Here is a 14,670-nt window from a genome sequence, read left to right as displayed (position 1 = left end):
GATTTCGCATGACCGTCGAGCACAACACCCGCGCACTCGAACACGACATCGTGACCGACTTCAGCTCGCGCCTGAGCTACGGCGGCTACCTCGACCTGACCACCTTGCTCAGCGCCCAGCATCCGGTCAGCAAGCCCGAGCACCACGACGAGCTGCTGTTCATCATCCAGCACCAGACCACCGAGCTGTGGCTCAAACTGGTGCTGCACGAAACCCGCGCCGCGCGGGCGGCTTTCGATGCCGACGACATCGGCGTCGCGCTGAAATGCATTGCGCGCGTGAAACATATCCAGAAAACGCTCACTGAGCAGTGGTCAGTGCTCGCGACCCTGACGCCCACCGAGTACGCCCAGTTCCGCGACTTTCTCGGCAATTCGTCGGGCTTTCAGTCGTACCAGTACCGAGCCGTGGAGTTCATTCTGGGCAACAAGAACGCCTCGATGCTGAAGGTCTTCGAAGCAGACCCGGTCGCGCACAAGGAATTACAGACGCTGCTGTACGAACCGAGCCTCTACGACGCGTTCTGGCGCCACGCCGCGCGCAGCGGACACGACGTGCCGCGCTCCACGCTGGACCGGGACGTGGCGAAGGCCTACGTGCTCGACCCCGAGCTGCTCCCTTTGGTGAAGTCCATCTACGAAGCGCCGGAACAACATTGGTCGGTCTACGAAACCTTCGAGGAGCTGGTCGACCTCGAGGAGAACTTCCAGCTGTGGCGGTTCCGGCACCTGCGCACGGTGCTGCGCACCATCGGCATGAAGCGCGGCACGGGCGGATCCAGCGGGGTCGGCTTCTTGCAGCGCGCGCTCGACCTCACCTTCTTCCCCGAACTGTTCGCTGTACGCACGGAGATCGGACGCTGACCGCATGACCTCGCCCTCCCTCGACTTCGCTACGCGCGCGAAAGCTCTCGACGACGCCGATCCGCTGCGCGACTATCCGAGCCGATTCCTCGGCAGCGACAACCCGGAGATCATCGCCTACCTCGACGGCAACTCCCTCGGCCGTCCGCTCCGCGCGACCGCCGACCGCCTCACCTCCTTCGTCACCGACGCGTGGGGTGGACGCCTCATCCGCGGCTGGGACGAACAATGGTTCGATCTCCCGCTCACCATCGGCGACCGGATCGGCGCGGCGGTGCTCGGTGCCGCCGCGGGCCAGACCACGATCGGCGACTCGACCACGGTGCTGCTGTACAAGATCGCCCGCGGCGCGCTCGCGCGCCGAGGACGGCGCACCGAGATCGTGCTCGACCGCGACAACTTCCCCACCGACCGCTACCTGCTGGAGGCGATCGCGACCGAGCTCGGCCTGACGCTGCGCTGGATCGAACCGGAGTTCACCGGCGGCGTCACCGCCCAGCAGGTGGCCGACGCCGTCTCCGACCGCACCGCGCTCGTCGTGCTCAGCCACGTCGCCTACCGGTCCGGCTATCTGCTCGACGCGCCCGCCATCAGCACCGTCGTGCACGACGCAGGCGCCGCGCTGCTGCTCGACCTGTGCCACTCGGCAGGCGCGGTCGAGCTCGAACTCGATTCCTGGGCCGTCGATTACGCGGTCGGTTGCACCTACAAGTATCTGAACGGCGGCCCCGGCGCACCCGCCTTCGGCTACGTCAACGCCGCGCACCTCGCCGATTTCACGCAGCCGATCTGGGGCTGGATGGGTCGCGAGAGTCCGTTCGAGATGGCGCAGGGTTACGTTCCCGCCCAGGGCATCCGGCGGGTCATCAGCGGGACCCCCGCGATCGTCGGCATGCTGCCGATCCAGGACACCCTCGACCTGATCGAGGAGGTGGGGATGGCGGCCGTGCGGGCGAAGTCGATTGCCCTCACCGAATTCGCGCTCGAACTGGTGCGGGCCTGGCTGCTACCGCTGGGCGTTGCGGTATCGTCGCCCACCGACCCCGCTCGTCGTGGTGGCCACGTGACGATCGACCACCCGGACTTCAAGGAGATCACCGCGCGACTCTGGCAACGCGGCGTCATCCCCGATTTCCGTCCGCCGCAGGGCATTCGGATCGGGCTGAGCCCGCTCAGCACCACCTACACCGAGGTTCTCGCCGGGATCTCGGCGATCCGCGATGAACTCACCACGCGCTGACCTCGCGGGCGCGGTCCTCGACGACATCGATTCGAGGCCGGGCAGCGCGACCTCGCTTGCCCGGACCGTGCTCGGCGCGTACGTCCGCGACCTGGGCGGCTGGCTCGCCATCGCCGACTTCAGCGCGCTGCTGGCCGGACTCGGCGTGCCCGAGCAGAGCACCAGGACCGCCGTCACCCGGCTGAAGAGCAAGGGCGTGCTCGACGCCGAGTCACGCGACGGCCGCAGCGGATACCGCATCACCGCCGCAGCCGAGGCGATGTATTCGCGCGGCGATCCGCGCATCTTCGGCTTCCGGCAGATGGCCGATGGCGACGCCTGGCACCTGATCTCGTTCGGCATCCCGGAATCCCAGCGCGCCGCGCGGCATCAGCTGCGCCGCAGGCTGTCCTCGATCGGCTGCGGCACCGTGTCGGCCGGCCTGTGGATCTGCCCGGAGTATCTGGCGGCCGAGGCGGCCACGATCGTCACGGCATTGGCGCTCGACGACTACGTGACCTCGTTTCGCGCCACCGACCTGACGGTGCCCGGCACGCTGCGCGCCGCGGCCGCGCAATGGTGGGATCTGCCCGCCCTCGCCGAGCGGCACCGCGCGTTCCTCGCCCACCACGGCGATATTCTCACTCGCGAGGATCTGACCGACCGTCAAGCCTTCGAGTACTTCGTCCCGCTGCTCGACGAATGGCGCATCATCCCCTATCTCGATCCCGGCCTCCCGGCGGCGATGTTGCCCGCCGACTGGCCGGGACCGGCCAGTGTGCGGCTGTTCGCGCAGGCGCAACAGCGCTGCCTGGCACCGAGCCGACGCTGGGTGCGGTCGAGCATCGAGGCCGGAAGCAAACCCGGAATATTGATCCACTGATTTCCGAAATCACTTGGCACCCAATGCCGTAAAGTGTGGCTCCGCGCCGGGCAACTCGGGCTGAGCACGCGCGCGAACAGGTGTTATTCCATTCGGTGGTGGACCGCAGTGCGGCGTTATACCATCAGGCCCCTTTGTCACTTCGTATGGCGGGACCAGAGCTTGACCAGTGGTATTCAGCGGACCCCCTCGTCCGCTCGTCGTGAACGTTCCCGCCGGAGCTCCTCGACACACTCCCCCACCCTCGCCGCACTGCTCGCCTCAGCCGTGGAACGCAATCCCGACGGTGTCGCGGCGGTGTGCGGCGACAGCTCGATCACCTACCGTCAACTCGACGCCCGTTCCTCGCGGCTGGCGCGGACGCTGCTCGCGCTGGGCGTCGGGCCGGAGACCATGGTGGCGGTGGCGCTGCCCCGATCGATCGACTCGGTCCTCGCGGTGTGGGCGGTCGCGAAGACCGGCGCCGCATTCGTGCCGATCGATCCGGGCTTGCCGGGCAAGCGCATCCAGTTCCAAGTGGGCGACTGCGGCGCCGACATCGGGCTGACGAACTGCGAAAACGCGCCCGCACTGCCCGCACGCGTGCGCTGGCTCGCGATCGATGACCCGGAGCTGGTCACGCGGACCGCCGCGGCATCGGCGAACCCCATTTCTTACCTCGATCGCCCTACGCTGCTTCGGGTTTCGAACGTGGCGTACCTGATCTATACCTCCGGCTCGACGGGCAGACCGAAGGGCGTCGCGGTCACCCACGCCGGTCTCGCGGCGTTCTGCGCCGAGCAGATCACCAGGTACACACTCACTTCTGCCGCGCGCACACTGCATTTCGCGTCACCGAGCTTCGACGCCTCGGTGCTCGAGCTGCTGCTCGCCATCGGCGCCGCCGCCACCATGGTGATCGCGCCGCCGACGGTCTACGGCGGCGCCGAGCTGGCGAGTCTCATCGCGCGCCACGAGGTCAGCCATGCCTTTCTGACCCCGTCGGCGCTGGCCTCGCTCGAGCCGACCGGACTCGACACGCTGCGGGTGGTGATCGTCGGCGGCGAAACCTGCCCCGCACCACTGGTTCACCGCTGGTCGGCTCCCGGACGCCGATTCTTCAACGGCTACGGCCCGACCGAGACCACCATCATGGTGTCGATCAGCGCGGCGCTGGCCCCGGACCTGCCGGTCACCATCGGCTCGGGACTGCCGGGGATCAGCTGCCGGGTACTCGACAAACGACTACGCCCGGTCGGCGTCGGTACCGCAGGTGAACTGTACGTCTCCGGGCCCGGCCTGGCCCGCGGGTACCACGATCGCTGCGGCCTGACGGCACAGCGCTTCGTGGCCGACCCGAACGGGTTGCCCGGCACCCGGATGTATCGCACCGGCGACATCGTCCGCCGCGGCACCGGCGGTGACCTCGAATATCTGGGCCGCAGCGACGATCAGGTCAAGGTCCGTGGCTTCCGCATCGAGCTCGGCGAGATCGAATCGGTGCTGACGAGCAGGCCCGGGGTGCGCGCGGCGGTTACCGTCGATCGCAAGACCGCGGCGGGTGAGACGGCGCTGGCGGCCTACGTGCAAGCCGAACCCGGCTACGCACTCGATGACACCGAACTGGCGAGCGCATTGGCTCGGCAGTTGCCGCACTACATGCTGCCCGCCACGATCACCATCATCGACCGAATTCCCTTGACGCGCACTGGAAAGGCGGACCGGGCGGCCTTGCGCGCCCGCGCTGTCGATCAGCTCGCGTGCCGCGCGCTGTCGGGCCCCGGTGAGGAACTGGTCGCCGAGGTCTTCGCTCAGGTACTGGGTCACGATCAGCTGGGCGCGGACTCCGATTTCTTTGCCTCGGGCGGCAATTCGCTGCTCGCCACCCAGGTCGCCGCACGGCTGAGCGAGATGTGGCAGGCGCGGATCCCGACCCGACTGCTGTTCGACCATCCGACCGTAACGGCGCTGGCGAAAGCCATTCAGGCGCAGCGGTTCGACGAGAGCCGACCGGCGCTGCTGGCCCGGCCGCGGCCCGAACGGGTGCCGCTGTCCCCGTCGCAGCTGCGGTTCTGGCTGCGTAACCGGTTCGATCCGGAATCGGCGGTGGACAATATCGGCTTCGCCTTCAGCATGTCCGGCGACCTCGATGTCGCCGCCTTGCGCGCCGCGTTCATCGATACCGTTGCGCGCCACGAGATCCTGCGCACGAGATATCCGGCCGACAGCACCGGACCGCGGCAGCACGCGCTCGAAGCGGGCAGTGGTGTCGCCGATTTCGCCGTCGAGGAGCTGGCGACGGCGACACCCGACGAGCTGGCCGAACGGGTGCACGCCATTCTGTGGCGCGGCTTCGACGTGTCGACCGAAGTGCCGCTGCGGGTTCGGCTGCTACGGACCGCCGACGACCACGTGCTGGTGTGCGCGGTGCACCATATCTGCGCCGACGGCTCCTCGCTGGCGCCGCTGGCTCGCGATATCGCCACCGCCTACACCGCGCGCGCCGCGGGCACCGCTCCGGCATGGCGTCCGCTCGATATCCAATACGCCGACTACGCGCTGTGGCAGCAGGAGCTGCTCGGCTCCCGCGACGACCCGGATTCGCTGCTGTCCCGGCAGCTTTCCTACTGGACGACCGAACTGGCCGGGCTGCCGGACGAACTCGATCTACCGAGCGACCGGCCCCGACCGAGCACCGCGTCGTTGCGCGGCGCGGCCACCCAGCGGCCGGTGCCCGCCACCCTGCACAGCGCGTTGCTCGCCGTGGCCCGCGAGCACAAGGCAACCCTGTTCATGGTGATGCGGACGGCCTTGGCCGTGCTGCTGTCGCGGCTGTCCGGCAGCACCGACATCGCCATCGGGGTGCCGATGACCAACCGGGCCGAGGCCGCCCTGGACGATCTCGTCGGCATGTTCGTCAATACGACGGTGTCGCGCACCAGGATCGACCCCGGCGAGAGCTTCGCCGCGCTGCTCGACCGGACCAGGGATCGGGATCTGGCGAACTTCGCCCATTCCGAGGTGCCGTTCGAGCACGTCGTCGACGCGGTCAACCCGGTGCGGTCGCCGGGGCGGCATCCGCTGTATCAGGTCGGTTTCGCGTTCCAGAACTTCGGCAAGGCCAGCCTCGAACTGCCCGGCCTGACCTTCGCCGGGCTCGATGTCGACACGCGTACGGCGAAGACCGATCTGCACATCGCGGTGGTCGACGACCACGGCGCCGACCGCACGCCGGGGCAGATCATCATCCGGTTCGGTTATGCCACCGATCTTTTCGACGAACCGACCGTGCTGCGGTTCCTCGACGCTTATGTCCGGGTGCTGCACCAGGTGGCCGCCGATCCGGTCGCCGCGGTCGGTGACATCGATATGGTGCATCCGGACGAACGGCGGCGGATCGAAGCATGGTCGGCCGGTGGTGCGCACGCGGTCGCGCCCGAGACCCTCGGCGCGGCGCTGCAACGCCGGGCCGCGGCCACGCCGGGTGCCGTCGCCGTGGTGTGCGGTTCGGCGACGATGACCTACGGGCAATTACAAACCCGAAGTAATCGGTTGGCGCGGTGGCTGATCGGGCAGGGTGTCGGACCGGAATCCGTTGTCGCGGTGGCCATGCGGCGTTCCCTCGATCAGGTTGTCGCACTGTGCGCGATCGCCGAAGCGGGCGGCGCTTGGGTGCCGATCGATCCGGATCATCCCGCCGAGCGGATCGGCCATGTGCTGGATTCCGCTGCGCCGCACTGTGTGTTGACCACCAGCGGGGACTTGTTCACGGTCACGGCGGCGCACGCCGTCGACAACTTGGACCTGACCGGATTGGACTCGGTGCCCGTCCGCGAGGACGAGCGCCGGATCCCGTTGCGTGGCGACCATCCCGCGTACGTCATCTACACCTCCGGCTCGACCGGGCGACCGAAAGGCGTGGTGGTCAGCCACGCGGCGATCGTCAATCAGCTCGGCTGGATGCAGCATCAGTACGGGGTCGACGCCGCTGACACCTATTTGCAGAAGACGCCGGCGACCTTCGATGTGTCGCTGTGGGGATACTTCCTGCCGCTGCGCGCCGGCGCGCGGATGGTGCTCGCCGGTCCCGACGACCATCGGGATCCGGCGGCGCTGTGCGGGCTGATCGCCGCGCACCGGGTCACCCTCACCGATTTCGTGCCGACCATGCTGACGGCGTTCGCCGGGCATGCCACTGCCGCCGAAGTGTCTTCGCTGCGTGCGGTTTTCGTCATCGGTGAGGCCTTGGCGCCGGAGACCGCGCGAGCGTTCGCGGCGATCAGCAGCGCCGAGGTGCACAACCTGTACGGGCCGACCGAGGCGGCGGTCAGCATCACCCAGCATCGCGTCGACGCGGCCGAGCCGGCGGCCACGGTGCCGATCGGGGTGCCCGAGTGGAATTCGCGGGTGTTCGTTCTCGATACGCGACTGCGGCCGGTGCCGGTGGGCGCGGTCGGCGAATTGTATTTAGCCGGAGTCCAGTTGGCGCGCGGCTATAAAGCCGCGCCCGGACTCACTGCCGGAAGTTTCCTCGCGAATCCGGCCGAGCGGGGTGCACGGATGTACCGGACCGGGGATCTGGTGCGCTGGAACGCTCACGGCACCCTGGACTACCTGGGGCGCAGCGACTTCCAGGTGAAGGTCCGCGGGCACCGCATCGAACTCGGCGATATCGAGACCGCGCTGCTCGCCGATCCAGGAGTCGGGCAGGCGGCGGTCGCGGTGAAACCGTCCGACGGTGGTGACCGGCTGGTCGGCTACGTCGTCGCGGCGGCCGACTCGGATGTCGACCCGAATGCGTTGCGGCAGTCGCTTTCTCGCATGCTGCCTGCCTACATGGTGCCGTCGGCGGTGCTGCTGCTCGACGCGCTTCCGGTCAATACCAGCGGCAAACTCGACCGGGCGGCACTCCCCCAGCCTGTTTTCGCGGCACGCGACGGCGTCGCCCCGTCGACGCCGCTGGAGATCACGATCGCCGAGGTATTCGCCGAGGTGCTCGCCGTCTCCCCGATCGGGGTGACCGACGACTTCTTCGAGCTCGGCGGTTCCTCGCTGATGGCTTTCACCCTGCATCAACGACTCTCGGCCAGGCTGGCCCGCGATGTGCCGATGTCGGCACTGCTCACCACCCCCACGGTGGGCGGCCTCGCCGCGCACCTCACCGGAACGGCCGCGCAGACTCGGGTGCCGACCCCGGCCGAGGACGCCGTACTCGACGATGACATCGCTGTGCACGACGGTCTCGCCCCGCCCACTGGGACACCGCGCGTGGTGTTGCTGACCGGCGCGACCGGCTTCCTGGGTGCACACCTGCTCCGAGATCTGCTGGAGCACACCGACGCACGCGTGTGGTGTCTGGTGCGCGCCGAAACCGCCGGCCAGGGTGCAGATCGAATCCGGCAGGTACTACAGCGTTACCGGCTGTGGAACGAGGCCGCCGGGGACCGAATCGTCGCGGTGCCCGGCGATCTCGCCGCGCCACGATTAGGGCTCGCCGACACCGAGTACGACCGACTCGCCGAGACCGTCGACGTGATCCTGCACAACGGTGCCCGCGTAAATCACATCGATCCGTACGCACGACTGCGCGCGGCCAATGTCGAGGGCACCCGCGACGTGCTCCGCCTGGCGACGACACACCGGCTCAAACCGGTACATTTCGTCTCCACGCTGGGCACGACCGTCGCCAAGACAGCGACACCTCGCCTCATCGTGGAAAGCACCAGGCTGCGGGCAGACCGGCTGGCCGAGAACGGCTATGTCCTGTCCAAGTGGGCCGCAGAGGAACTGGTGTGGCAGGCGGGCGACCGCGGCGTGCCGATCGGCATCTACCGCCCCGGAACCATCTGCGGCGACCCGCAATCCGGCCTGAACAGTGCCGACGATTCGTTCTGGAACATGATCCGCGCCGCCGCGATCCTCGGGCAGGCACCTGATGTCAGCGACGCCGCCGTCTCTCTCAGCCCGGCGACTTATGTCTCCCGCGCCATCGTGGAACTCGTCACGCACCCTCGCGCGGAGACCGTGTACCACTTGGTCAACAAGACCCCGGTGGCCGTGAAAACCATCTTCGCCCGGCTACGCCGCCACGGACTGCCGGTGACCACCGCCCCACTGGACACGGTGCGGGCCGCCCTCACCGCCGAATCCCACCGCCGCAACGCCGCCGGTGACGATTCACTCGTCCGCGCCGAACTGCTCAGCTCGAACTACCTCGGCCTCGCCCGCCTCGACTGGAGCGACGCCCACACCCGCGCCGCCCTCGCCGGCACCGGCATCACCTGTCCACCGATCACCGAAGCCGCCCTCGACGCTTACATCAGCGAGTTCATCGCCTCCGGTTTTCTGCCGTCCGGCGCGGCACAGGGTTTGCCCGCGCCGGACCCGATTCTCGGTGCCGGTCAGCAGGTGGTCGGGCCGGGGTCGGCGCCCGCGAGGACGGCGGTGAGCCAGAGCAGCGATGGTTCGTAGCCGAGGAGTTCGGCCGAGATGTGTTCGGAGGCAGGGACTCTGAAGAAGCGGAGGTTGGCGCCGGCTGCGCAGTAGCGTAGTACGACGGGTTCGATGGCGGCGATGGGGATGATCGGGTCGGTGGTGGAGTGCCACATGGCGATCGGGACGTCGGGGGTGTCGCCGTAGCCGAGACTGTCTCGGTGCAGGACGTTTTGGATATCGGGGTCCAGGAACGCCTTCGGGTCTTTGAGGTAGTTCTTCAGCGGGCGCCATGCGCCGGTCGCGGCCGCGGTGTAGAGGCAGCGGTGCTCGATGTCGTGGACCATGGTCATGCCGTCGGCAGTGAGGAACTTGTCGAGGGGCAGCAGGTCGGGAAATTCTCTGGACAGTCCGATCAGCCAGATCCAGCCGACGAAATCGGCCTGCCCGGCGATACCGGGGCCTGCGTCCATGGCGAACAGGGTCATGGCGTGTTTGTCGCCGGGCACACCGCCCTGGGCGCTGCCCTTGATCGGCAGTTCGGGGGCGTAGCCGCGGTGCAGTTCGGCCGCCCAGCCGGTGGCGCTGCCGCCGCCGGAGTATCCCCACAGTCCGATCGGTGCGTCGGCCAACCCCAGGCCCGCGCGCCGGGTCGCGCGGACACCGTCGAGCACCATGTGGCCCTCGCTCGGCGCCAGGGCGGTGCTGGTCTTGCCGTTGAAGTCGGGGATCGTCACCGCCATGCCTTCACCGAGGAACTGCAGCAACAGCTGGGTTTCCTTCATGGTTCCCGCGCGCACGGTGTGCGAAGGGTTGCACGCCGGGTCCAGACCGTCGATCGCCTCCTGATAGGAGATGACCGGTCGCGGGCTGGGGCCGAGCCACGGGATCCCCGGGATCATGACGGTGGTGGCGGTGACGATCGGGCGGTCCCGGCTGTCGGTGCTGCGGTAGAGGATCTGTTCGGTGTGCACCGGCGGCCACGGCACGCCGAGCAGGTAACTGGTGACCACGCGCTTGCGGATCACGTCACCGTTGGCGTAGCGGTCGAGGTCGTCCGGGTCGTCGTACCAGTGATCGTCCGCGGGCAGCGGGACGGGAATGAACCGGTAGATATCGGTTTCGCTCGGCAGTGGCGGCAGCTGGTTCTCGTCGGGGCGGACCGGCCAGGTGGCTTCGGGTCCGGTGCTCGGGGAATCCGTCTCGGCGGTCGCCGTCACGGCAACGGCAAGGGAAACACTGAGCGCGAAACCTACTGCGAATATGGCACGACGAACATGGATCACAATCGGGGTACCTCTCGGGCGGAGCTGACATCGAAGCCAGAGGCCGCTGTACGCAGCGGCCGCCAACCGGGACACCATCGAGCGCCCGACGGACCGAACGAGGTCTCAGTTCACACGACCGTTAGCACAGGTGTCACTACGCAACCGGCCAGGGTTTCCCGGCTACCACTGTGCACACTGCATAAATCTTGACGACCTGGAGTCAATCAGGATGTTGCCGAGCGGAATCGCAGCTGTTGCCCTGGTCGCAGCTGCGCGAGCAGGTCGACGTCGGCTGTGACCACGGTCCCGACGACCGGGTATCCGCCGGTGATGGGGTGATCGGCGAGGAAGACGACCGGTTCCCCGCTCGGTTGCACCTGGATCGCGCCGAGCGGTACTCCTTCGGTCGGCAGCTCCTTGTCGTTGATCCGGGTCAGTGGCGCGCCGTCGCCGACCCTGGCCAACCGCACACCTACGCGATCGGCGCGGTCGGTCATTTGCCAGCGGCCCGTGAACAGCGACTGCGGGTCGGCGAACCAGTCGTCCCGTGGACCGAGCAGCACCCGGACGGTGACCAGACCCGAGTCCATCGGGGGCACCGGCGCCACGTCGACATTCGGCCACGGGAAGTTCTCCGTCGGACCGATGCTGAGCTGCGCACCCTCGGCCAGCGGCTCGGGGCCGAGCCCGGCGAGGGTGTCTCTACTGCGCGAGCCGAGCACCGGATCGACGGCGATACCGCCGCGCACCGCGACATACACGCGCAGCCCGGCGATGGCCATGCCGAGCTTCAGCCGCTGTCCGGTGCGCAACGGGAGAACGGACGCGTGCGCCTGGGCGACGCCGTCCACGGTGATCGGCGCGTCGGCACCGGTCACCGCGAGCAGCACCGGCGCCTCGGCCACGAGTTCCAGTCCGCCGAGCAGGGTTTCGATGCCCGCGGCGTCCTCGGGATTGCCGACCAGCCGATTCGCCAGCTTCAGCGAACCTCGATCGGCCGCGCCGGATACGCCGACGCCGACGGAGAACCAGCCGGGCCTGCCGAGGTCCTGGATGGTGCTCAACATGCCCGCGTCGAGGATGCGTACCGCGGTCATTCGCCGGCCTCCTCGATGAAACGGACCCGGGTACCCGGGCGTAGCAGGGACGGCTCGGCCCGGTCGAGATCCCACATCCGGACGTCGGTGGTGCCGATGAGCTGCCAGCCGCCGGGCGAACGCCGCGGATAGACGGCGCTGTATCCGTCGGCCAGCGCCACCGAGCCCGCGGGCACCGAGGTCCTGGCCTCGGACCGCCGCGGTACGGCCAGCCCGGACTCGGCGGCCTCGAGATAACCGAACCCAGGAGCGAATCCGATGAACGAGCACCGCCACACCGTGCGGGTGTGCGCGGCGATCAGCGCGCGGACCGAGATACCCAACTGTGCCGCAACGCTTTCCAAATCCGGACCGTCATAACGGACCGGGATGGTGCGCACGTCATCCGGTAGTACCTCAGCCGAGCCCGCCCCCTGGATACTCCGAAACAGCTGCCGCAGTTGCTCTTCGACCGCCCGGCTGTCCGCGGCATCGGTCATGGTGACCAAGACGGTCTGTGCGGCGGGCAGGACGTCGTGCACGCCGCAGGGTAATTCGCGGCGGAGCAGGTCGATGAACGCGACCAGATCGGCGTGCTCGTCTGGCGCGACGAGCATCGACCGGTCCCCCGCGGGCAGGATCCGCAGCGGCGCCCTCGGCACGGTGATCGCGGACATCGACCCTCCTTCAGGCTAATTCGCGGCCGCGGGTTTCCGGCAGGCCGAACAGCGCGATGACCGCGAGAACATATCCGAAGGCGCCGAACATCATCGCGCCGGCCAGGCCCAGCGTGGTGGAGGCCAAAAAGCCGACCACGGTGGGGAATACGGCGCCGACACCACGACCGAAGTTGTAGGTGAAGCCCTGCCCGGTACCGCGGGACGCGGTCGGGTACAGCTCGGACAGGAACGACCCGAAGCTGGAGAAGATGGCCGCGGTACAGAAACCCAGCGGGAAGCCGAGAATCAGCACCATGGTGTTCGCCCCCTCCGGCACCTGGATATAGGAGACCATGAAGGCGACCGACAACACGGCGAAGAGCTGGATGGTGCGTTTGCGGCCGATCCGGTCGGCGAGGATGCCGCCGGTGACATACCCGAGGAACGCGCCGCCGATCAGCAGGAACAGATAACCGCCGGTACCAACGACATTCAAGTCACGGGTCTTCTTCAGGAAGGTCGGCAGCCAGGTGGCGAGAGTGTAGTAACCGCCCTGGACACCGGTGGCCAGCAAGGAGGCGAACAACGTCGTCCGGAGCAGGTCGCGCCGAAAGATCGACACGAATGATCCCGCACGATTACCCGCCGATTCCCGGCGCTGGGTGACCGTCTCGGAGTCGGTCAGATTGCGGCGCACCCAGATGATCAGCAATGCGGGCAGCGCACCGGTCCAGAACAGCACCCGCCAGGCGAGATCTTCACTGACGAACTGGAAGACGAGCGTGTAGACCAGGACCGCCAAGCCCCAGCCGACGGCCCAGGCGCTTTGCACGTAGGCCACCGTGCGGCCTCGATATTTGGTCTGCGCGTACTCCGCGACCAGGATCGCGCCAGCGGCCCATTCCCCGCCGAAACCGAGACCCTGGAATGCCCGGAAGACCAGCAGCGTCTCGAAATTGGGTGCGAAACCGCACAACACCGTGAACAGGGTGTAGGTGGCGACGGTGAGTTGCAGCGTGCGCACTCGCCCGATCTTGTCCGCCAGCACGCCCGCCAGCGCGCCACCGAGCGCGGACACCAGCAGGGTGACCGTGGTCAGCAACCCCGCCTGGCCCGAACTGATGGCGAAGTACGACGAGATGGCGCCGAGCGCCAGCGGCAGCACCTGGAAGTCGTAGGCGTCCAGCCCATATCCGCCGAACGCGCCGAGGAAGGCCTTCTTGCCTTTGGCGCTCAACGTTCGGAACCAGTCGAAGGGTTGTGACTTTTCGGCCGGATCCACCGGGAGGTCTGTGGAAAGGCTCATGGCTGCCTCGCAATGCTCGAGCTCAGGAGAGCGACGTACGTCACAGCAGACTACGGATCGTTGAACGATTCTGCAATCCTAAGGTGGGATCGTCGGCTGGCGGTTCGATCGCTGGGTTATGCTCGAACGGCAAAGCCACTGGTCCGCGGAGGTTTGGATGACGACACCGGTAGATCGGCCCGATCCCGTCTACACGGCACTGTCCGAACACAAGGGTCTGCTCGCCCGCTCCAGTCGCAGTTCGCAGACCGCCGACATCGTGCGGGCCAGCATCCTGGACGGGTCGCTGCGGCCGGGCACGCGGCTGTCCGAACCGGATATCTGTGCGGCACTGGGCGTTTCGCGCAACACGCTGCGTGAAGCGTTCCGCTCGCTGATCGAGGAACGGCTGGTCACCCACGAGCTCAATCGTGGTGCGTTCGTACGCATCCCGACTCCGGCGGATGTCGCGGAGCTCTACCAGTGCCGCCGGGTGATCGAGGGTGCCGCGGTGCACGGTTTCGATCCCGCGGGCCCGCCACCGACCGACCTCGCCGCCGCACTCGCCCACGCGGATGCCTGTGCCGCGAAACAGGATTGGACCGGCGTCGGCACGGCCGACATCGACTTCCACAAGGCGATCGCCGCGCTCAACCGCAGCAGGCGGCTGGACGAGATGATGTCGAGCGTGTGGAACGAGCTGCGTCTGGTCTTCCATGTGATGGCCGATCCGCTGACCTTCCACGAGCCGTACCTGGCCCGCAATCACGAGATCTACGAGGCGATGGTCGACGGTCGAACCGCCGAGGCCGAGCGGATGCTGGCCGATTACCTCAGCGACGCCGAGTCACACATTCGCGCGGCGTACACCCAGATTGTCGCCTGAGCTCTAAAGATCCGAGGCGGATCCCGACGAGTCCGCCGCGCCGGTTTCCGGCACCGTGAGCGCAATCCTGGTCACCGGGCCGTCGGCCGAGGACAGTGGGACCACTTGTCCGTGTGTCTC

At 67.9% G+C, this 14,670-nt stretch carries 9 protein-coding genes; 5 read left to right on the top strand and 4 right to left on the bottom strand.

Annotation, left to right across the window (positions count from 1 at the left end):
- Window positions 1–8 precede the first annotated feature (8 nt).
- The 4 genes from DMB37_RS34285 to DMB37_RS34270 all read left to right on the top strand — a co-directional run bounded on the left by DMB37_RS34285 (window position 9) and on the right by DMB37_RS34270 (window position 9,415).
- The gene (locus DMB37_RS34285; RefSeq protein WP_135236221.1) at window positions 9–863 is read left to right on the top strand and encodes a tryptophan 2,3-dioxygenase; all 855 of its coding nucleotides are present in this window, start codon (window positions 9–11) and stop codon (window positions 861–863) included.
- Between the two features lie 4 nt (window positions 864–867).
- Complete coding sequence (locus tag DMB37_RS34280) at window positions 868–2,103, top strand: kynureninase (protein ID WP_135236220.1); 1,236 nt, start codon at window positions 868–870, stop codon at window positions 2,101–2,103.
- Window positions 2,084–2,965 carry a PaaX family transcriptional regulator C-terminal domain-containing protein gene (locus DMB37_RS34275; protein WP_135236219.1) on the top strand — a complete coding sequence of 294 codons (882 nt, stop codon included), beginning with the start codon at window positions 2,084–2,086 and terminating at the stop codon, window positions 2,963–2,965. Before DMB37_RS34280 ends, DMB37_RS34275 begins: the two co-directional genes overlap by 20 nt.
- A gap of 267 nt (window positions 2,966–3,232) precedes the next feature.
- Complete coding sequence (locus DMB37_RS34270; protein ID WP_206055070.1) at window positions 3,233–9,415, top strand: non-ribosomal peptide synthetase; 6,183 nt, start codon at window positions 3,233–3,235, stop codon at window positions 9,413–9,415.
- On the opposite strand, the gene DMB37_RS34265 is transcribed toward DMB37_RS34270, so the two are convergent.
- The 4 genes from DMB37_RS34265 to DMB37_RS34250 form a co-directional block, all read right to left on the bottom strand.
- Complete coding sequence (locus DMB37_RS34265; RefSeq protein ID WP_240771783.1) at window positions 9,346–10,596, bottom strand: lipase family protein; 1,251 nt, start codon at window positions 10,594–10,596, stop codon at window positions 9,346–9,348. The two genes, DMB37_RS34270 and DMB37_RS34265, sit on opposite strands and share 70 nt — an antisense overlap.
- Window positions 10,597–10,868: 272 nt before the next feature.
- Window positions 10,869–11,741, bottom strand: a complete 873-nt coding sequence (locus DMB37_RS34260) for a biotin-dependent carboxyltransferase family protein (RefSeq protein ID WP_135236217.1) — start codon at window positions 11,739–11,741, stop codon at window positions 10,869–10,871.
- A complete protein-coding gene (locus DMB37_RS34255) occupies window positions 11,738–12,397 on the bottom strand; it encodes an allophanate hydrolase subunit 1 (RefSeq protein ID WP_135236216.1) in 660 nt (219 codons plus the stop codon). The genes DMB37_RS34260 and DMB37_RS34255 overlap by 4 nt, the downstream gene beginning before the upstream one ends.
- 10 nt (window positions 12,398–12,407) lie before the next feature.
- The gene (locus DMB37_RS34250) at window positions 12,408–13,685 is read right to left on the bottom strand and encodes an MFS transporter (RefSeq protein WP_135236215.1); all 1,278 of its coding nucleotides are present in this window, start codon (window positions 13,683–13,685) and stop codon (window positions 12,408–12,410) included.
- A gap of 157 nt (window positions 13,686–13,842) precedes the next feature.
- Here DMB37_RS34250 and DMB37_RS34245 point away from each other — a divergent pair, with 157 nt between their 5' ends.
- Complete coding sequence (locus DMB37_RS34245; RefSeq protein ID WP_135236214.1) at window positions 13,843–14,550, top strand: GntR family transcriptional regulator; 708 nt, start codon at window positions 13,843–13,845, stop codon at window positions 14,548–14,550.
- The last annotated feature ends 120 nt before the right edge of the window (window positions 14,551–14,670 follow it).

This window comes from Nocardia sp. CS682 (genome assembly GCF_004634405.1).
Classification (GTDB): domain Bacteria; phylum Actinomycetota; class Actinomycetes; order Mycobacteriales; family Mycobacteriaceae; genus Nocardia; species Nocardia ninae.
Note: the sequence above shows the minus strand (reverse complement) of the source record. Positions and strands in the feature narration are given on the sequence as shown.

What these genes read in the sequence shown, in the direction of transcription:
- DMB37_RS34285 (WP_135236221.1), top strand. Translation starts at nt 9, where the DNA reads ATGACCGTCGAGCACAACACCCGCGCACTCGAACACGACATCGTGACC.
- DMB37_RS34280 (WP_135236220.1), top strand. Translation starts at nt 868, where the DNA reads ATGACCTCGCCCTCCCTCGACTTCGCTACGCGCGCGAAAGCTCTCGAC.
- DMB37_RS34275 (WP_135236219.1), top strand. Translation starts at nt 2,084, where the DNA reads ATGAACTCACCACGCGCTGACCTCGCGGGCGCGGTCCTCGACGACATC.
- DMB37_RS34260 (WP_135236217.1), bottom strand. Translation starts at nt 11,741, where the DNA reads ATGACCGCGGTACGCATCCTCGACGCGGGCATGTTGAGCACCATCCAG.
- DMB37_RS34255 (WP_135236216.1), bottom strand. Translation starts at nt 12,397, where the DNA reads ATGTCCGCGATCACCGTGCCGAGGGCGCCGCTGCGGATCCTGCCCGCG.
- DMB37_RS34250 (WP_135236215.1), bottom strand. Translation starts at nt 13,685, where the DNA reads ATGAGCCTTTCCACAGACCTCCCGGTGGATCCGGCCGAAAAGTCACAA.
- DMB37_RS34245 (WP_135236214.1), top strand. Translation starts at nt 13,843, where the DNA reads ATGACGACACCGGTAGATCGGCCCGATCCCGTCTACACGGCACTGTCC.